At 67.7% G+C, this 19,709-nt stretch carries 15 protein-coding genes; 5 read left to right on the forward strand and 10 right to left on the reverse strand.

The annotated features are described in order from the left end of the window. Position 1 precedes the first annotated feature (1 nt). The 4 genes from ilvG to LG306_RS14950 all read right to left on the reverse strand — a co-directional run bounded on the left by ilvG (position 2) and on the right by LG306_RS14950 (position 4,734). A complete protein-coding gene (ilvG, locus tag LG306_RS14935; protein WP_404416128.1) occupies positions 2 to 1,714 on the reverse strand; it encodes an acetolactate synthase 2 catalytic subunit in 1,713 nt (570 codons plus the stop codon). Between the two features lie 19 nt (positions 1,715 to 1,733). Continuing rightward, on the reverse strand, positions 1,734 to 2,747 hold the full coding sequence (gene ilvC / locus LG306_RS14940; RefSeq protein ID WP_404416130.1) for a ketol-acid reductoisomerase: 1,014 nt from the start codon (positions 2,745 to 2,747) through the stop codon (positions 1,734 to 1,736). Positions 2,748 to 2,750: 3 nt separating this feature from the next. Beyond that, entirely contained in the window at positions 2,751 to 4,490 is a 1,740-nt protein-coding gene (locus tag LG306_RS14945; RefSeq protein ID WP_336976723.1) for a dihydroxy-acid dehydratase, read from the reverse strand. A gap of 91 nt (positions 4,491 to 4,581) precedes the next feature. After that, positions 4,582 to 4,734, reverse strand: a complete 153-nt coding sequence (locus tag LG306_RS14950; RefSeq protein ID WP_156494693.1) for a hypothetical protein — start codon at positions 4,732 to 4,734, stop codon at positions 4,582 to 4,584. A 258-nt stretch (positions 4,735 to 4,992) separates the two neighbouring features. On the opposite strand from LG306_RS14950, the gene gap reads away from it, so the two are divergent. From gap to fba, 3 genes are all read left to right on the forward strand, one after another. Continuing rightward, positions 4,993 to 6,000, forward strand: coding sequence for a type I glyceraldehyde-3-phosphate dehydrogenase (gap, locus tag LG306_RS14955; protein WP_404416135.1), 1,008 nt, complete (start codon positions 4,993 to 4,995; stop codon positions 5,998 to 6,000). Between the two features lie 165 nt (positions 6,001 to 6,165). Beyond that, positions 6,166 to 7,362 (forward strand): phosphoglycerate kinase, encoded by a 1,197-nt coding sequence (locus LG306_RS14960; protein WP_404416138.1) that lies wholly within the window; start codon positions 6,166 to 6,168, stop codon positions 7,360 to 7,362. A gap of 143 nt (positions 7,363 to 7,505) precedes the next feature. Beyond that, positions 7,506 to 8,591: a class II fructose-bisphosphate aldolase gene (gene fba / locus LG306_RS14965; RefSeq protein WP_017505152.1), complete on the forward strand. Its 1,086-nt coding sequence runs from the start codon at positions 7,506 to 7,508 to the stop codon at positions 8,589 to 8,591. Between the two features lie 9 nt (positions 8,592 to 8,600). Here fba and LG306_RS14970 read toward each other — a convergent pair whose 3' ends face one another. Next, complete coding sequence (locus LG306_RS14970; RefSeq protein ID WP_404416142.1) at positions 8,601 to 9,224, reverse strand: DUF2799 domain-containing protein; 624 nt, start codon at positions 9,222 to 9,224, stop codon at positions 8,601 to 8,603. 95 nt (positions 9,225 to 9,319) lie between these two features. Here LG306_RS14970 and LG306_RS14975 point away from each other — a divergent pair, with 95 nt between their 5' ends. Continuing rightward, positions 9,320 to 10,339 (forward strand): RluA family pseudouridine synthase, encoded by a 1,020-nt coding sequence (locus tag LG306_RS14975; protein WP_404416145.1) that lies wholly within the window; start codon positions 9,320 to 9,322, stop codon positions 10,337 to 10,339. 230 nt (positions 10,340 to 10,569) lie between these two features. Further along, a complete protein-coding gene (gene rpoH / locus LG306_RS14980; RefSeq protein WP_026108409.1) occupies positions 10,570 to 11,457 on the forward strand; it encodes an RNA polymerase sigma factor RpoH in 888 nt (295 codons plus the stop codon). A gap of 45 nt (positions 11,458 to 11,502) precedes the next feature. Here rpoH and LG306_RS14985 read toward each other — a convergent pair whose 3' ends face one another. The 5 genes from LG306_RS14985 to LG306_RS15005 form a co-directional block, all read right to left on the reverse strand. After that, a complete protein-coding gene (locus LG306_RS14985) occupies positions 11,503 to 12,315 on the reverse strand; it encodes a two-component system response regulator (protein ID WP_404416148.1) in 813 nt (270 codons plus the stop codon). A gap of 99 nt (positions 12,316 to 12,414) precedes the next feature. Then, on the reverse strand, positions 12,415 to 13,710 hold the full coding sequence (locus LG306_RS14990; protein ID WP_404416151.1) for an adenylosuccinate synthase: 1,296 nt from the start codon (positions 13,708 to 13,710) through the stop codon (positions 12,415 to 12,417). A gap of 75 nt (positions 13,711 to 13,785) precedes the next feature. Continuing rightward, positions 13,786 to 14,946, reverse strand: a complete 1,161-nt coding sequence (locus LG306_RS14995; protein WP_404416154.1) for a phosphoserine transaminase — start codon at positions 14,944 to 14,946, stop codon at positions 13,786 to 13,788. A 46-nt stretch (positions 14,947 to 14,992) separates the two neighbouring features. Continuing rightward, complete coding sequence (locus LG306_RS15000; RefSeq protein WP_404416157.1) at positions 14,993 to 15,919, reverse strand: DnaJ C-terminal domain-containing protein; 927 nt, start codon at positions 15,917 to 15,919, stop codon at positions 14,993 to 14,995. A gap of 90 nt (positions 15,920 to 16,009) precedes the next feature. Then, complete coding sequence (locus tag LG306_RS15005) at positions 16,010 to 19,708, reverse strand: glycoside hydrolase TIM-barrel-like domain-containing protein (protein WP_404416159.1); 3,699 nt, start codon at positions 19,706 to 19,708, stop codon at positions 16,010 to 16,012. Position 19,709: the final 1 nt, after the last annotated feature.

Consider the following 19,709-nt stretch of genomic DNA (forward strand, 5'->3'; position numbering starts at 1 on the left):
CTCAGGAGCCCTCCATCATTTCAGCATTGCTCTTGCCCGGCGGAACCAGCGGCCAGACGTTGTCTCGGGGGTCGATGACCACATGGGCCAAGCAGGGACCGTCGGCCGCCAGCAGGCGCTGGATGCCGTCAGACACCTGATCGCGGCGATCGATGCGGAAGGCCTCGATCCCGAAGGCTTCGGCGACCCTCACGAAGTCCGGATTGTCGGACAGGTCGATCTCGGAATAGTTCTCGGCGAAGAACAGCTCCTGCCACTGGCGCACTAGGCCCAGGGAGGAGTTGTCGATCAGCACGATCTTCAGCGGGATGCCGTAACGCTTCAGCGTCGCCAGCTCCTGGATGTTCATCATGAAGCCGCCGTCGCCGGCGATGGTGACGACCGTCGCCGACGGATCGGCCAGCTTGGCCCCGATGCCAGCGGGCAGGCCAAAGCCCATCGCGCCCAGACCGCCCGAGGTGATGTGGGCTTCCGGCTTTGCGAAGCGGCAGTGCATAGCCGCCCACATCTGATGCTGACCCACATCGCAGGCGGCGACGAAGTCATCGCCCGCCGCTTCCGAGATTTCTTTCAGCAGGGCGGGCGCATAGACCCCCTCGCCCGGCGCGTCATAGCGGTGGGCGCCGGCTTTGGCCGCACCAGCGCAGTCGTCGGCCCAGGCCTGAATATCCAGTGCGGCGCCCGACCACATCCGCGCCGTCAGCGCCTCAACGCCCTCGCGCAGTTCGCCGACGACGGCGACATTGGCGCTGCGCAGCTTGCCGACTTCCGAGGCGTCGATGTCGAAATGGACGATCCTGGCGTTGGGCGCGAACTCGGCCAGCTTGCCGGTGGCGCGGTCGTCGAACCGGGCGCCGACGACGATCAGCAGATCGCTGTCCTGCACCGCATGGTTGGCGGCGCGCGTGCCGTGCATGCCCAGCATGCCCAGCATCCCGGGCGCATCCGTCGGGATCGTGCCCAGGGCGTTCAGCGTCGAAACTTGAGGGATGCCGGTCGCGGCGACGAAGGCGCGCACGGCCTCGGTCGCGCCGCCGATCTTCACCCCGCCGCCGATATAGACCAGCGGCTTCTTGGCCGCCCGGATCGCCGCTTCGGCGGCGGCGATGGCGTCGTGATCGACGCGCGGCGTCTCGTTGGGAATCGAAAAACCGTAGTCGTCCGCGGTCGTCTCGAACTGCACATCCTTGGGCAGATCGACCAGAACCGGACCGGGGCGGCCCGAGCGAGCGATATGGAAGGCCTCTTCGATCGCGGCGGGAACCTCGGCGGCCGAGCGGACCAGGATCGAATGTTTCACGATCGGCAGGGTGACGCCCAGGATATCGATCTCCTGAAAGGCGTCGGTGCCCATCAGGCCTTGGGCGACATTTCCGGTGATGCAGACGATCGGCACCGAGTCCATCATCGCATTGGCGATGCCGGTGACCAGATTGGTGGCGCCGGGGCCTGACGTCGCCATGCAGACCCCGACCTTGCCGCTCTTCCTGGCATAGGCGTCGGCCGAGAAGGCCGCGCCCTGCTCATGGCGGACCAGGATGTGTTTCAGCTTCGAGCCGGCCAGGGCGTCATAGACCGGCATGATGGCGCCGCCCGGATAGCCGAACACCACCTCCACCCCCAGCCGCTCCAGGGTGGAGACCAGCAGACGCGCACCCGATTGGGGAGCGGTCTCGGCTGAGGGTTTGAAGGCGGCGGCGGTCATCAGGGTCATCCGGTCGTTCAGGCGGCGATCAGGCCGCTTCGGCCTTGGGCGTGTTCAGCCAGGCCATGCGTTCGCGCAGACGCGCGCCGACCTGTTCGATCTGGCTCTCGCGGTCCGCCTTCAGCCAGGCCTCGTACTGCGGCTTGCCGGCCTCATTCTCGGCGATCCAGTTGCGCGCGAAGGTGCCGTCCTGGATCTCGTCCAGAATGGTCTTCATGCGGGCCTTGGTCTCTTCGGTCACGACCCGCGGGCCGCTGGCGACCGCGCCGTACTTGGCGGTTTCCGAGATGAAGTGGTGCATCTTGGAGATGCCGCCTTCGTAGAACAGGTCCACGATCAGCTTCAGTTCGTGCAGGCATTCGAAATAGGCGATCTCGGGCTGGTAGCCGGCCTCGACCAGGGTGTTGAAGCCCTGGATGACCAGCTCCTTGGCGCCGCCGCACAGGACGGCCTGTTCGCCGAACAGATCGGTCTCGGTCTCTTCGCGGAAGGTGGTTTCCAGCAGGCCGCCGGTCGCGCCGCCATTGCCCTTGGCGTAGCCCATGGCCCGGTCGCGCGCCTTGCCGGTGACGTCCTTCTCGATGGCGAACAGCGAGGGCACGCCGCGGCCGCGCTGGAACTCGCGACGGACCAGATCGCCCGGGCCCTTGGGCGCGACCAGAATGACGTCCATGTCGGGGCGCGGGGTGATGCGCTCGTAGATGATCGAGAAGCCGTGGGCGAACAGCAGGGCCGAGCCTTCCTTGGCGTTCGGCTCGATGATGTCGCGATAGACGTCGCCCTGAACCATGTCGGGGGTCAGGATGGCGATGATGTCGGCGCCCTTGACGGCCTCGGCCGGCTCGGCGGTCGGCACGCCGTCGGCGGTGGCGTGTTTCCAGCCCGTGCCGCCGTGGCGGACGCCGGCGACCACGTCATGGCCGCTGTCCTTCAGGTTCTGCGCATGGGCGCGACCCTGCGAGCCGTAGCCGATGATGGCGATGCGCTGGCCGGCGATGGCGCCCGGCTTGATGTCTTCGTTGGTGTAGATGGTGATGGCCATGGGTCAGGCGTCCTGAGCAGCGTTGGTTTTGTGGCTTGCCGGGACTTGGGCCGGCGGCGGGTTGGGGATGGTGACGGCGCCCTGGGCGGCCGAGGCGACCGAGGCGCGGTATTTGGCGAAGACTCCTCGCGCCGGGCGGACTACGTGGGGCGTAAAGCCCGCCCGGCGCGTCGCCAGATCGACATTGACGTCGATGCGGCGGTTGGTGACGTCGATGGTGATGCGGTCACCATCGCGAATGAGGGCGATCGGGCCGCCCACGGCGGCTTCCGGCGAGACGTGTCCGGCGACGAAGCCGTAACTGGCGCCCGAGAAACGGCCGTCGGTCAGCAGGGCGACATTGTCGATCTTGCGGCCCTTCAGGGCGGCGGTGACCTGCAGCATCTCGCGCATGCCCGGACCGCCCTTGGGCCCTTCGTAGCGGATGATGATCACGTCGCCTTCGCCGACCGATCCGTCCTGAACGGCGTGGAAGGCGTCTTCCTCTGAGTCGAAGACGCAGGCCGGACCTTCGAACGTATCGACCTTGTGACCCGTCAGCTTGATGACCGCGCCTTCCGGGGCGACATCGCCATAGATGACGGCGAAGCTGCCGCGATCCATCACAGGGGCGTCGAAGGTGGTCACGACCACCTGACCCGGGGTCTCCTCGGCCTCAGCGGCCTCGGCGAACAGGCTGCGGCCGGTGACGGTGGGGGTGTTCACGATCTTGCCCGCCTCGGCCATCCGCTGGGTAACCAGACGGGTGCCGCCGGCGGCGAACAGGTGCGAAGCCAGGAAGCGGCCGCCCGGCTTCAGGTCGCAGATGACCGGCGCCTCGACGCAGGCCTGATGGCAGTCCTCGACGCCGAACTCGACGCCGGCTTCCGCCGCGATGGCCGTCAGGTGCATGACCGCATTGGTCGACCCGCCCGAGGCCGAGACGGCGACAGCGGCGTTTTTCAGGCTGGCGCGGGTGATGTATTTGCGGGCCGTGTCGCCGGAAAAGACGCGCTCGACGATCAGCCGACCGCAACGCTCGCCCTCGGCGGCCTTGTTCGGATCGACGGCCGGCACGTCGTTGGCGCCCATAGGGCTGATGCCCATGACCGACAGGGCCATCGCCATGGTGTTGGCCGTGAACTGACCGCCGCAGGCCCCGGCGCCGGGGCAGACGGCCTGTTCGACCGCCTTCAGCCCTTCGTCGTCCAGGGCGCCGGCCGAATGGGCGCCGATGGCCTCGAACACTTCCTGGACCGAGACCTCCTTGGTCCCGATCACGCCGGGCATGATGGTGCCGCCGTAATAGACCAGGCCGGGGATATCCATCCGCGCCAGGGCCATGGCCGCCGCCGGGATAGTCTTGTCGCAGCCGACGATGCAGACCACGCCGTCCAGTTGGTGGCCTTCGATGGCCAGCTCGATGGAGTCGGCGACGACCTCACGGCTGATCAGCGAGGCCTTCATGCCCGCCGTGCCCATCGAGATGCCGTCGGTCACGACGATGGTGTTGAAATCGACTGGATAGCCGCCCGCCGCGACGATGCCGGCGCGCACGTCCTTGGCCAGCCGATCCAGGTGCATGTTGCACGGCGTGACCGTCGACCAGGTGTTGACGATGCCGATCATCGGCTTGTCGAAGTCGGCGTCCTGCATGCCGGCGGCGCGCAGATACGACCGCGCGGCGGCCCGGTTCGGGCCAGCCGTCACCGCCGCGCTGCGCGCGTTGGGCTTTCTGGGCTGGGAGGTAGAATTTTGCGTCATCGGTCCGGTTCGTTTCGGACCGCCGCGCACTAAAAACCCCGCTTCCTTTCGGAGGCGGGGTGGTGCGAGGCGATCCTGAGTGTGTCTAGGGTCAGGTCGCGTGCATCCACGCCGCTTGCGTAAGCAGGCCGAGAAGTACGAGGGTAATGAGGAATACGGGGCTTTCCAGGCCGACAGGCGCGCGAACGGCGGCGACCGCCTTGGCGGTGCGTCCCTTCGTCATGTCGCGCGTCATCGTGGCCACGGGTGGCTCCCTGTTCTGACGCCAAGAAACCATAGCCGCTGGAGACGCACAACCCCTGTCGCAATAATTTTGCGCAACAGCTGGAAAAGAACCTCGCCCGGGGTGTTTCTTACCTCAAGCTGACGCAGACGGTTTTCGAAGCGTAACCGTCCATCACATCATGTTACGTGCGCGGGGTTGAAACCCGCCCCCGACCGCTCCATTGAGACGCCAACCTATATGTAGCGCACAACACCCTACCGTTCAGAGGAGCTTCCCATGACCGTTCGCGTCGCCATCAATGGTTTCGGCCGCATTGGCCGTCTGGTCCTTCGCTCGATCATCGAGCATGGCCGCACGGACATCGAGGTGGTGGCGATCAACGATCTGGGTCCGGTCGAGACCAACGCCCACCTGTTCCGCTACGATTCGGTCCACGGCCGCTTCCCCGGCACGGTGACGTCGGGCGAGGACTGGATCGACGTCGGCGCCGGCAAGATCAAGGTTACGGCCGAGCGCGATCCGGCCAACCTGCCGCACGCCGAGCTGAAGGTGGACATCGCCTTCGAATGCACCGGCATCTTCACCTCCAAGGACAAGGCCAGCGCCCACCTGAAGGCCGGCGCCAAGCGCGTCCTGGTTTCGGCCCCCGCAGACGGCGCCGACAAGACCATCGTCTACAAGGTCAACCATGAGACACTGACCGCCGACGACATCGTCGTGTCGAACGGCTCGTGCACCACCAACGCCCTGGCCCCCGTCGCCAAGGTGCTGAACGACCTGTTCGGCATCGAGCGCGGCTATATGACCACCATCCACTCCTACACCGGCGACCAGCCGACGCTGGATACGATGCACAAGGACCTGTACCGCGCCCGCGCCGCGGCCCTGTCGATGATCCCGACCTCGACCGGCGCCGCCAAGGCCCTGGGTCTGGTCCTGCCGGAGCTGAAGGGCAAGCTAGACGGCTCGTCGATCCGCGTCCCGACCCCGAACGTCTCGGTCGTCGATCTGAAGGTCGTCGCCGGTCGCGAGGTCACGGTCGAAGAGATCAACTCAGCACTTCAAGCCGCCGCCGACGGCCCGATGAAGGGCGTGCTGTTCACCACGACCGACCCGCTGGTCTCGCACGACCTGAACCACATCGCCGCCTCCTCCACCGCCGCCCTGCCCCAGACCCAGGTCGTCGACGGCAAGCTGGCCCGCGTGCTGAGCTGGTACGACAACGAATGGGGCTTCGCGACGCGCATGAGCGACACGGCGTTGCAGATGGCGAAGTTCCTGTAGGACCCAAAAAGTCTCCTCCCCACACCGTGGGGAGGAGGACCACGCAGTGGTGGAGGGGCTCTTTCCACCGCACCGAACTCGGGGCCACAGCCCCTCCGTCACGGCGCAAGTGCGCCGCGCCACCTCCCCATCGCTTTGCGACAGGGAGGAGACAGGGAAACGACCATGACCTTCCGCACTCTCGACGACGCCAAGGATCTCGCCGGCAAGACGGCCCTGGTCCGCGTGGACTTCAACGTCCCGATGGAGGGCAGCAAGGTCACGGACGACACCCGTCTGCGGGTCGCCCTGCCGACGATCCAGCGCCTGCGCGACGCGGGCGCCAAGGTCGCTCTCCTGGCCCATTTCGACCGCCCCAAAGGTCAGCGCGTTCCATCGATGAGCCTGAAACCCGTCGTCCAGCCGCTGGAAGACCTGCTCGGCGCCCCCGTCCGCTTCGCCGACGACTGCATCGGCCCTGACGCCGTGGAGGCCATTCGCGATCTGGACGCCGGCGGCGTGGTCCTGTTGGAGAACGTGCGCTTCCATGCGGCGGAAGAGGCCAACGATTCGGTCTTCGCCCAGAAGCTGGCGGATCTCGGCGATCTCTACGTCAACGACGCCTTCTCGGCCGCCCACCGCGCCCACGCCTCGACCGAAGGCGTCGCCCACCACATCCCGGCCTATGCCGGCGAATCCATGCGCCGCGAACTGGACGCGCTCGACGCCGCGCTCGGCAATCCGCAGAAGCCGGTCGTCGGCATCGTCGGCGGCTCCAAGGTCTCGACCAAGCTGGACCTGCTGAAGAACCTGGTCGGCAAGCTGGACACGCTGGCCATCGGCGGCGGCATGGCCAATACCTTCCTGTATGCCCAAGGCGTCGATGTCGGAGGCTCGCTGGCCGAAAAGGATATGGCGGACACGGCGCGCGAAATCCTGGCGGAAGCCCAGGCCAAGGGCTGCGACATCCTGCTGCCCGTCGATGTCGTCGTGGCGACCGAGGTCAGGCCCGGCGCCGACGCCCGCACCGTCAAGACAGGCGAAGCCTTCGCGACTGAAGACAAGATCCTGGACGCAGGCCCCGACACCGTCGCGCGCCTGAACGCCGCCATCGACGGCTCCAAGACCCTGATCTGGAACGGCCCGCTGGGCGTGTTCGAGGTCCCGCCCTTCGACGCCGCTACGGTCGCGGCCGCCAAGCACGTCGCCGAGCGCACCAAGGCCGGCGCCCTGATCGCGGTGGCGGGCGGCGGCGACACGGTTGCGGCCGTCGGCCATGCCGGCGTCAGCGCAGACCTGACCTTCGTGTCCACCGCCGGCGGCGCCTTCCTGGAATGGATGGAGGGCAAGTCCCTGCCCGGCGTCGAGGCCCTGCGCGCCTGAAGGCTCAGCGATGCAGGCGGAGCACGCCTGCATCCTGTCTTCGCAATCTGCGCTGAAACGGCTGTAACACGGCGTGACTTCGCGCTGTCCGGCGTCTAATCTCTCGCCCAACCAAAAAGACTATTCGGCTCAGGAGACTACCAATGGCGCGCATCACGCTGCGACAGCTGCTCGACCACGCGGCAGAGAACGATTACGGCCTGCCCGCCTACAACATCAACAATATGGAGCAGGGTCTGGCGATCATGGAGGCGGCCCATGAGGTCAACGCCCCCGTCATCATCCAGGCCTCGCGCGGCGCCCGGAACTACGCCAACGATATCGTTCTGGCCAAGCTGATCGACGCCCTGGCCGAGCTCTATCCGCACATCCCGGTCTGCATGCACCAGGACCACGGCAACGGCCCGGCGACCTGCGCCACCGCCATCCAGTACGGCTTCACCAGCGTGATGATGGACGGCTCGCTGGAGGAGGACGCCAAGACCCCCGCCAGCTACGAATACAACGTCGACGTCACCCGTCGCGTCACCGAAATGGCCCACGCCTGCGGCGTCTCGGTCGAGGGTGAACTGGGCGTGCTGGGTTCGTTAGAGACCGGCATGGGCGAGGCCGAGGACGGCCACGGCTTCGAGGGCAAGCTGGACCACTCGCAACTGCTGACCGACCCGGATCAGGCCGTCGACTTCGTCGCCGCCACCAAGGTCGACGCCCTGGCCATCGCCATGGGCACCAGCCACGGCGCCTACAAGTTCACGCGTCAGCCGGACGGCGAGGTCTTGGCCATGAACGTGATCGAGGAAATCCATCGCCGCCTGCCCAACACCCACCTGGTGATGCACGGCTCGTCGTCGGTGCCGCAGGATCTGCAGGACATCATCAACCAGTACGGCGGCGAAATGCCCCAGACTTGGGGCGTTCCGGTTGAGGAAATCCAGCGCGGCATCAAGCACGGCGTGCGCAAGGTCAACATCGACACCGACAACCGCATGGCCATCACCGGCGCCATCCGTAAGGCCCTGATGGAAAAGCCCGGCGAGTTCGACCCGCGCTACTATCTGAAGCCCGCCAAGGAGGCGATGAAGAAGCTCTGCATGGAGCGCTATCAGCAGTTCGGCTGCGAGGGTCAGGCCTCCAATATCCGCCCGCTTTCCACCGCCCAGATGGCCAAGCGCTATGCCTCGGGCGACCTCGATCCGTCCTTCCGCGGCGCATCCGTCAAGGCCGCCTAGGACCGTCGTCTAGACCGGGTAGCGGCCGCTCAGTTCGCGCCGCACCCGTCGAACGTCCCATTCCGCCTGATCCAGCGCGTCGCGGGCCTCTCGGGCATTGCGACGCGCATCGCGAATTTCGCCTCTGACCTCTTGAATGCGGTCACGAATGCGATCCCGCTCTTCATCCGTCAGGCCCTCGCCGCGCAGTTCACGCTCCTTGGCCTCCAGCTTGTCTTCGCGGTTCTCGATCCGGGCCTCGGCGCTGTTCAGCGCGCTTTCCGCCGTCTCGTAGGCGTCCTCGACCTCATGCAGCAGTCGGCCGTCACGATAGGCCGGCAGAAACGCCTGCTCCTCCTCGGGCCGGCAGACGCCATAATAGGCATTGCCCGCCCTTCCCTCCTCCCAGCCGCGCTGGAAGGTGCAATAGGTCCGCAAGCCATCTTCACGCGCCGAGCCATAGGCGGCCGGGTTGGGTGCGATCTGAAACTTGGCGCAGGCCTTGGCGTGGTCGTCCAGCCGCGTCATCGGATAGCCCGACGCCCCGTCCGCATAGCCCTTCTCGCCCCAGGCGCCGGCGAGGCATTCGTCCTTGCTCATGGTCGTGCAACTGCTCAGCAGCGCCACTGCGGCGAACGCGCTCCCGGCGATCATCAACCGCTTCATCGGATGTCCCCAACGCCCCCAAGCTTGACTATCGCCTCACCCGCGCCCCTCGCGCAAGCGGCCGGTCGTGCTAGGGAGACGACGTGTCCGCCCAAGATCTGATCGACGAAGACGAAGACCCCGCGATCGGCGCCCCCGCCGAGGTGCTGGAGGCCCGCATCGACGCGGCCGGCGTTCGCCTGGACAAGGCCCTGACCGGCGCCTTCCCAACCCTGTCGCGCGCCCGGCTCCAGGCCCTGCTGGCCGAGGGCGCCGTCAGTCGCGATGGTGCAGTTCTCACCGGCGGTTCCGCCAAGGCCCAGCCCGGCCTCTATGCCGTCGCCCTGCCGCCCGTCGCGCCGGCCACGCCTCAGCCCCAGGCCATTCCCCTGACCGTTCTCTACGAGGACGCCGACCTGATCGTCATCGACAAGCCGGCGGGCATGGCCGCCCACCCCGCGCCCGGTACGCCCGACGGCACCCTGGTCAACGCGCTGCTGGCCCACTGCGGCGACAGTCTGTCGGGCATCGGCGGCGTCGCCCGCCCCGGCATCGTCCACCGGCTGGACAAGGACACCTCAGGTGTCATGGTCGCCGCCAAGACCGACCGCGCCCACGCCGGCTTGTCGGCCCTGTTCGCTGCGCACGACATCGAGCGCACCTACATCGCCCTGACACGCGGCGCGCCGTCGCCCGCGACCGGCCGCATCCACACCCGCATCGGCCGCTCCACCGGCGATCGCAAGAAGATGGCGGTCCTCAAGGCCGGCGGACGCGAGGCCATCACCGACTATGTCGTCCAGGCGACCTATGGCGAATCCGCGAAAGCTGGCGGCGCACCCATGGCCGCGCGGGTCGCCTGCACCCTGCATACCGGCCGCACCCATCAGATCCGCGTCCACCTGTCGTCCAAAGGGGCGCCCATCCTCGGCGACGCGACCTACGGCTCGGGCAGCCCCGCCATCCCCGTTCGCGCCGCCATCGCCGAAGCGGCCCTCGAGCGTCAGGCCCTACACGCCGCCGTCCTGGGCTTCGTACATCCTGTCACGGGCGAGGCCCTTCGCTTCGAGACCGCGCCGCCGTCCGACATGCAGCGTCTCGAAACGCTTCTCGCCGATCTCTGAACAGCCGTCCGTTCGAGCACGCCTTGAATAGCAACTGACGGAGTTCTATATGGGACATTGATCGGCGCAAGTGGCGCCAGGGCCACGGTCACGCTTTCGTGTGACGATCCGCCTCTAAAAATGGCGGCAACCCATCGCTACTTCACCGGTTGAGGGGTGAGACGTCGGCGCACACAACGTGGCCGATGACGAAGAGCCCGCTCGTTCAAGACGGTCGGAGGGACCTGTATATGGCTGCCAATAGTACGCTCGCGGTGATGTCGCCTGAACAAGGCCTGTCGCGTTATCTGACGGAAATCCGCAAGTTTCCGATGCTGACCAAGGACGAGGAGTTCATGCTCGCCAAGCGTTGGTCTGAGCACCAGGACCCCGAAGCCGCCCACCGTCTCGTCACCTCGCACCTTCGTCTCGTGGCCAAGATCGCCATGGGATATCGCGGCTACGGCCTGCCGATCGGCGAAGTGATTTCCGAGGGCAACGTCGGCCTGATGCAGGCCGTCAAGAAATTCGACGCCGACAAGGGTTTCCGCCTGGCGACCTACGCCATGTGGTGGATCCGCGCCTCGATCCAGGAATACATCCTGCGCAGCTGGTCGCTCGTGAAGATGGGCACCACCGCGGCGCAGAAGAAGCTGTTCTTCAACCTGCGTAAGGCCAAGAGCCAGATCTCGGCCTTCGAGGAAGGCGATCTGCACCCCGAACACCTCGCCGCCATCGCCACCAAACTGGGCGTGACAGAGGAAGAGGTCACCAACATGAACCGCCGTCTCGGCGGCGACGCCTCCCTGAACGCCCCTCTGCGCGCCGACGGCGAAAGCGAGTGGCAGGACTGGCTGGCCGATGACACGGCCGTGTCTCAGGAAACCCAGCTTGCCGACGACGAGGAAAAGGGCATCCGCATGAGCCTCCTCCAGGAGGCTATGGAAGAGCTGACCGACCGTGAGAAGCACATCCTCACGGAACGCCGCCTCAAGGACGACCCGGTTACGCTGGAAGAGCTCGCCGGCCAGTACGGCGTGTCGCGCGAACGCGTGCGTCAGATCGAGGTCCGCGCCTTCGAGAAGCTGCAAAAGGCCATGCGCGCCGCCGCCGAAGAGCGGAACCTAGTCGACGCCTGAGCAAACTCGGTCCGTTGCGCCTTCAGCGGCGCGGCGGACCGTCCATCACGAGGCTCGCGCCACCGGCGCCGCATCGTCGGCGGCTCTCGCAGCCGTCACCACCGTGCCGATCGGCTGGGCCAGTCCCGCCTTCGTCACCTGACCGCTGGCGACATAGGCCTGCAGGGTCGCCACAGCCATCGCCAGTCGGGCGTCCGCCGTCTTGATGGCCAGACCGTTCAGCGTCTCGGCCTGCTGGCGAATGGCGCGCGTCGCCTGCACCGGATCCTGCTCGAACTGCGACAGGGCCGAGACCAGGATTCGTGATGCCTGATCGCGGATTTCGGCCGGGCCGCCTCCGCCCGCGCCATCGCTGCGGCGCTTGCGAGCGCCCGAATATTCGCCCGAGTTAAACCGGCGACGATCCGGCCCGACATAGCCGACGGCCTCGATCCAAGGCCGAGGCTTCAACGTCACATTCTCGACCCGTTTGAACAGGTCGCCGGTCGTGAACGGCTTTCTCAAGAACTCGTGGATGCCGGCGTCGCGCGCGCCCTTGATCGCGGCGGCGGTCGCCTCGCTCGTCACCATGATGATCGGCGACATGCGGCACGACATGCCGGAACGTCGAATGCGCCGCGCCAGCGTTTCGCCGTTCAGCGTGTCTCCGGAGCGTTCCGTGAAGATCACGCCCGGCTCGACGTCGCGCAGCAGCTCAAGCGCGCGTTCCTCGTCGCTCTCCGAATAGATTTCGCGCGCGCCCATGCCCTTCATGATGTCCGACAGCAGCCGCGCCGACGCCGGATTGGGGTCCACAATGACCACCCGACGGAGCGCAGGCTCCATGCGGCTCATGGTTCTGGCATTTGCGGCGAACACATTGGACTCCGAAGTTGGAGCCGTTATCCTTACCGTCGGCGGGTTAAGACCTGTTGAATAGGTCTTGTTGCGTGCAAGCGCCTGTGCGCCTGTGACTGCCTAACCCTGGAACGGATCGCGCATCAGAATGGTGTCGTCGCGCTCGGGGCTGGTCGACAGCAGGGCCACCGGGGCGCCGATCAACTCCTCGATCCGCCGCACATATTTGATGGCGTTGGCGTTGATGTCCTTGAAGCTGCGGACGCCGGCTGTGCTTTCGCTCCAGCCCTCCAACTCCTCGAACACCGGCTCGGCCGCGCCCTGGGCCTTCAGGCTCGAGGGCAGATAGTCCAGCACCTCGCCGTCCACTTTGTAGCCGACGCAGATCTTCAGCGTCTTCAACCCGTCCAGCACGTCCAGCTTGGTCAGGGCGATCCCGTCGATGCCGTTGATCGCCACCGACTGGCGCACCAGCACGGCGTCGAACCAGCCGCAGCGACGCGCGCGGCCTGTGTTCACCCCGACCTCGCGACCCACCGTCGCAAGATGCTCGCCGACCTCATCATCCAGTTCGCAGGCGAACGGGCCTTCGCCGACGCGCGTCGTATAGGCCTTCACGATGCCCAGCACATAGCCGACGCCGCGCGGACCGATGCCCGAACCGGCCGCCGCCTGACCGGCTACGGTGTTGGAGCTGGTGACATAGGGATAGGTGCCGTGATCCACATCCAGGAAGGCGCCCTGCGCCCCTTCGAACAGGACGCGTTTGCCGTCCTTCTGCGCCTGATCCAGCACACGCCAGGCCGGTTTCACATAGGGCAGGATCTTCGGCGCGATTTCCAGCAACTGCGCCAGCAGCGCGTCCGGATCGATCGGTTCAAGCCCCAGACCGGCGCGCAGCGGATCGTGGTGCGAGCGCAACCGGTCGATCTTGACCTTCAGATCGTCTGAATTGGCCAGATCGCAGACCCGAATGGCGCGACGCCCCACCTTGTCCTCATAGGCCGGACCAATGCCGCGCCCGGTCGTGCCGATCTTGGCGCCCGGCGCGCTGGCCGCCGCCTCGCGCGCGACATCCAGCGCAGGGTGGATAGGCAGGATCAGGCAGGCGTTGTCCGCAATGGTCAGGATTTCAGGGCTGATCGTCACGCCTTGGGCGGCGATCTTCTCGATCTCTCCGACCAGATGCCAAGCATCGACGACCACGCCGTTGCCGATGATCGACGGCTTGCCCTGCACGACGCCGCTGGGCAGCAGCGCCAGCTTGTAGACCTTGCCGTCCACGACCAGCGTATGGCCCGCATTGTGACCCCCCTGGAACCGCACGACCATGTCGGCGCGGTTGGACAGCCAGTCCACGATCTTGCCCTTGCCCTCGTCGCCCCACTGGGCGCCGACCACCGCTACGTTCGCCAAAACCGTCTCTCCGCACTGGAATGCGGGCGCAGCCTATAGCGAGGGAATCGTCCGATGTCGTCCCGTCAGGCGGATTTATCCGACTTCGCTGACCGCTGTCTTGAACGCCCATTCCAGCCAAGGCGTCGCCGCGATCACATCAGCCGTCTCGACCGTGCAGCCGCACCATAGCCGCAGGCCAGGCGGCGCATTGCGGTGCGGCTCCATATCGAACACGGCCGCCTCGCCTTCCAGCAGCGCCTTGAAACGCGAAACAAAGGCCTTCTGCGCCTTGTCGTCCAGAACCGCGATCCGCGCATCGGTGAACTTCAGGCAGACCGAGGTCGTCGACCGGATCTCCGGCCGATCCGGCAGGAAGTCGATCCAGTCGGTCCGCTCCACCCATTCCGCCAACGCGGCGTAGTTGGCGTCGGTCCGCCGGATCAGTTCGCTCAACCCGCCGATGTCCTTCGCCCAGCCCAGGGCGTCGATCCAGTCTTCGATGGTCAGAATCGAGAAGGTGTTGATCGCCACCCCGTCCGCCAGCGCCCGATCGAACCGTCCCTTGCCGTCCGTCAGCCGCAGCAGCTTGGGAATCGCCCGTTCTGGCCGGTACGTATCCAGTCGCTCGACCGCGCGCGGCGACAGCACCATCACCCCGATGCCCGCCTCGCCGCCCAGCGCCTTCTGGAAGCTGAAGGTCACGACATCCAGCTTGTCCCACGGCAGCGGCATGGCGAAGGCGGCGGAGGTCGCGTCGCAGATCGCCAGCCCCTCGCGGTCGTCGGCGATCCAGTCGGCGTCCGGCGCCCGCACGCCCGAGGTCGTGCCGTTCCACGGGAACACCACGTCCTTGGACCAGTCGGCACGGCTCAGATCCGGCAGCTCGCCCCACGGCGCCGTCAGGGCCTCGGGCTCCAAGCCCAGATGATCCTTCACGTCCGCCAGCCAGGTCAGGCCGAAATTCTCGAACGCCACGACCTGCACGGGCCGCGCGCCCAGCGTGCCCCACAGCGCCGCCTCGACCGCGCCTGTGTCAGACCCCGGCGTATACAGCATCACATGGCTGTCGGGCACTTCCAGCACCTCGCGTGTCAGCCGCAGGCCATGCGCGAACCGCTCGACCACCTCCGGCGCGCGAATGCCGCGTCCCAGCAGATCGGACGGCAATCCACCCAGCGCATAGCCCGGCCGCTTCGCCGTCGGCCCCGCCGAAAACCACGGCCGCGCCGGCTTCACATCAGGCTTCGTGCTCATGCTCTTTTCCTTTGGCGCTACCGCGCTTCGCGCTGCTTGAGCGCGCTCACCGCCCCGGCGTATAGGGCCGCCTGGCCCGCCAATCCTCGGCGAAGGCGGTCAGTTCGGCGTCCGGCGCATCCGGCAGCGTCACCATCACCCGCGCCAGCAGATCGCCGCGCCTGCCTTGCGCAAAAGCGCCGCGCCCCTTCAGCCTCAGCACCTTGCCCGAGTTCGACCCGGCCGGCAGCGTCATCTGCACCACGCCCTCGGGCGTCGGCACCCGCACCTTGGCGCCCAGCACCGCATCGGGAACCGACACCGGCAGATCCATCATCAGGTCCGCCCCGTCGCGTTTGTAGATGGGGTGCGGTTCGATCCTCAGTTCGATCAAGGCGTCGCCGTTCTCGGCCCCGCGCCCCGGCGATCCCTGGCCGCGCAGGCGGATCGTCTGGCCTTCCGACGCGCCCTTTGGAATGGTCACATCCAGGGTGCGCCCGTCCGAAAACTGGATCCGTCGCGTCGCGCCGGCGATGGCGTCCTCCAGACTGATGTCCAGCGTCGCCTTCACGTCCTGACCGCGTGAGGTGAAGTCCCGCGCGCCGCGCTGACGCCCGGCCCCGCCGAACATGCCGAACAGGTCGTCCAGATCAACGCCTTCGAAGTTGGCCCGGCCGCCCGGCCCGCCGCCTTGTCCAAACGGATTGCCGCCCTGGCCAAACGGGCTGCTGCCGGCGCGACCGCCCCCGCCAAAGCCGCGATGCTGTTCGTTGCCGTCGCCGTCGATCTGGCCCGCGTCGTATTTGGCGCGCTTTTCCTTGTCGCCCAGGATGTCGAAGGCCGCCGTCACCCGCTTGAACTTGTCCTCGGTGATCTTGTCGCCGGGGTTCTTGTCGGGATGCAGCTCCTTGGCGAGCTTGCGATACGCCTTCTTGACCTCGTCCGCGCTCGCGCCCTTCGAAACGCCCAGTTCCTTGTAGGGGTCGCCTGCCACGTCCGTTGTCGCTCCAGCTGAAAAAGGTCGAGAGGCCGTCAGTTAAGCCATGCCCCGCCCCGCGCAAAGGGCTGGACCCGCCCTATTTCATCAGAGCCGCCGGATTTCCGCCTTCACCTCTGCTTGTGAGCCCCACCCGAACCCCTCGCCCCACTGAGCAACGGCGATCCGCGCTGTCGATGTCACGCCTTGTGGGAAGTCCGCCGCCAAGTCGGCCGCAGAATAGGATGCCGACAGCCCCTCGACCTCCATCGTCCGAACCACGATGTCATGATCAACGACGCGCACCCGGAACCGCGTGGGGTCAACCGTTGTCGGTTCCCCATCCCAGCCGTCGCCGAACAGCCGCACGCGTGGCGTCCATCGGATCGTCAGACCCTCGGCCGACGTCTCGACCGTCAGATCAGACGGCGACCACGGCCGATCATGTACGCCCCTCGCCACGAACAACGTCTCGCTGAACCCCGCACCGCCCGGCGCCGCGCCAGCCGGTCCCGCGCGACAGAGCAGCGGCAGTCCTCGCTCGCCCCGCCCGATCTCCGCACGCGCCAGCCGGTCGTCCAGAAACACCACGACCGCTCCCGCCCCGGCGCCCGCCCGCATCTCGACCTCGGTCCCCTGCTGCCCCCGCAACAGACCCGTCAGCCGCCACGTGCTCGGCCCGACCAAAACCGCCGACCGATACTGCACGATCTCCCAGCCCACGGCCGTCTCGACCGCCAGCACATTGCCGCCGCCCAGCACCGCCGCCTCGACCGCACTTTCCGGCGCCTCGCCCTCGACCCGCACCACCACGGCGTTGGCCTCGTCCCAGCGGTGCCGCACGCCCGGCCCCAGCGCCTCGAGCAACACCCCGACCGTCGCGGGTGTCTCTACATCGCCCCTCGCCGTCAGGGTCTCAGCCGTCGGCCCCGCGTGCAGCCGCATCGTCCGCCACGGCTCGGCCGCCACGGCGATCAAGGGCCGCGCGTCCGCCTCACGCCCGATCAAGGGCGGCAAATCCAACACTTTCAGGAACGGAGCCCCGACCACCGCGGGAATCTCGCCCCCGCGCCAGGCGCCGTCATCCTCGACCGCCCGCCGGACCGTCACCGGCTCCAGCACCGCCGACGGCGTCTCGTCCGACGCGACCCGCGTCACGCGCCAGGCGCCCGCGATGCCGTCCAGCCGCACCCCGTCCCCCGGCTCCAGCCGCAAGGCCTCCAGCGGCCCCAGCGCCAGCGTTCTCGCCTCCACGCCCTCGCCGTCCAGCGCCCGCTGCGCCGCCGCTGTCGCCAGTCCGCCGCCGCACACCAGCGGCAAATCCAGATCGACCCCGCCCGCCGTCGCCGCCGCATCGTCCGACCGCACGACCACCGCCCCGGTCTGATAGTCCGCCGTCTCGTCGATGAACCGCACCCGCGCCTCGCCCGCCCTGGGCTCCAGCGTCCGCGTCGCCGTTTCCGCCGCCCCGCCATCGGGCAGGGCCAGCGCCTCGCCCGCGATCTCGACCACCGTCTCCACCCGCCCCAGCACGGCGACCTTCCCGTCCCGTTCGGCCGCCACGGCGTCGAACGCCGCCAGCAAGGGCTCCAGCGCATCGCGCGTCCGCATCGGCCGGTCGATGACATAGCCGGCCGCCGCGCCCTCGACGCCCTCGATCGCCATCTCGTCCGGCGACAACCCGCCTCGCGACAGCACCGCCTCGATCAGATCGCGCCCGTCGCCGGTCAGCCGTCCGTTCAGCCAATGCCCGGCCCGCCACGCCCCTGCGTCGGCCCAGACATCGCCCCGCGCCGGAAACGCCGGATAGGGCCGCGCGTCCCAGCACCAGGCGTCCGCCGCCTCCAGCATCCGCCCGCCATAGACTTCCGAAACTGGATTGTTCTCAGCTGTCGCATAATGGTTCAGCACCGCCGCCAGCGCCGCCCGCTGCACCGCATCGTCGCGCGCGCCGGTCGATCCCGGCGGCAAGCGGCTCTCGCTGCTCTTCGCATCCTGAAACAGGTTCGGCGCATTGCCGCCCCGATCCACCGCCGCGCAGCCGAACTCCGACAGCCGCACCGGCTTCATTCCCGGAATCCAGGCCGTCGGCGCCACGCTTCGCACCCCGCCCGGCCGGTCATGGTGCCGGTTCGACCACCAGCCTTTCAGGTCCTTGGGCCGAAACAACCAGTCCTCGCCATGCGCCGCGTCGACGATGGGCGTTCTCACCTGCGCCGTCCGATCCGCCTCGCTGGCGTAATACCAACCGAACCCGTCCCCGCCCGCGACGCCCGCCGCCAGATAGGCCGGGTCCGCCGCCCCGCCGAACGTCGCCGCATCGACCCCGCCGTCCCCCGCGCGCCAGTCCGTCAGCGGCGGATACCAGTCGATCGACACATGATCGATGTTCGCATCGGCCCACAGCGGATCGAGGTGAAACACCACCTCTGCGCCCGACTGCCGCCCGAAATATTCGCTCCAGTCCGCCGCATAGGACAGTTTCACGCCCGGCCCGACCAACGCCCGACACTCCGCCGCCAGCGCCCGGAACTGATCGATCGCCGGAAAGCCTCCGGCCGCATCGCGCGTCCAGGTCACGCCCCTCATCTCCGACCCGATCAACAGGCCGTCCGCCCCCTCATCCGCCGCGATCCGGGCATAGTGCAGCGCCATCCGCCGCAGCCCCCAATCCTCGTCCCCGCCGAACAGCGCGGCGATCTCCGCCGTCGCACCGGCACCGTCCGCGCCCGCCACCCGTCCACGCCACGGATAGGCGAGGCAGTCCATGAAGACGAACGGATACAGGGTCACCTCCAGCCCCCGCGCCTTCAGCTCGCGGATCGCCTGACGCACGCTCTCGTCCGACGGCGTCCCGCCATAGGCCGGCGCCCCATCCACCCGACTGACCTGATAGGCCTCATCGCGCGCAACACCCGCCACGGACCAGACCAGCGGTTCGGTTGGCTTGTCGCGCCGCTCCACCCCCGGCCGCACGACGCAATGCTCGGCCCTCAGGTCGCTGCCGAACCACCCGACCACCAGGCTGACCCGTTTCAGGTTCGGCAGTTGCGCCTGAAGTTGATCCAGCGACACGGCCAGGTCCGCTCGGCCCTCGCCATTGTGCACATTCTCCGCCGTCGTCCGCGTCAGTCCCTCGCGGCGCACCACCGCCTCGGTCGCCAGGGCGAACTCCCCCGCGCCGGGGATCAGACACACCCCCTCCAGCAAATCTTCCAGTCGCGCCGTCTGTCCGCGCGGCCGCCGAAACACCTCGAAGCTCAGCTGAGGGACCCGATCCCCGAACGGCCCCAGCGGCAGGTCCTCGAACACCACATAGGCCGTCCCGCGATAGGCTGGCGCATCCCGTTCCACCGCCTCGATCAGCGGATCCGCCGTCTGGTCCTCGCCCCCGCGATGCACCCGCATCACCACGCCGGTCATGTCCATCAGACGCCCGTCGGCCCAGACCCGCCCGACCCCGTCGATCTCGCCCTCGCAAAGGGCCACGGCGAAGCTCAGCGAATAGACATAGTCGACCGTCTTCGGCCCGCCCTTGCCCGCCCGGCCCTTGTTTTTGCCTTCCAGGAACCGCGCCGCCCAGATCACCTGACCCGTCACCCGCGCCCGTCCGAAGACGCCGGCCATCGGCGCGCCTTCGGCCGTGCCCTGAACCTTCAGCGTCTCCAGTCTGGGGCCCACCTGCCGCGCCGGACCCAGCGAGCCCACCACCCGATTGTCGATCGCCCGCCCAAGGGTCGCGCCGATCACCCGCCCGACCGGCCCGCCGACCGACTGCCCGACCGCGCTCAAAACGACTTGCGCCATA

Origin of the sequence: Brevundimonas vesicularis, from assembly GCF_044807075.1 — a bacterium.
GTDB lineage: Bacteria > Pseudomonadota > Alphaproteobacteria > Caulobacterales > Caulobacteraceae > Brevundimonas > Brevundimonas vesicularis_G.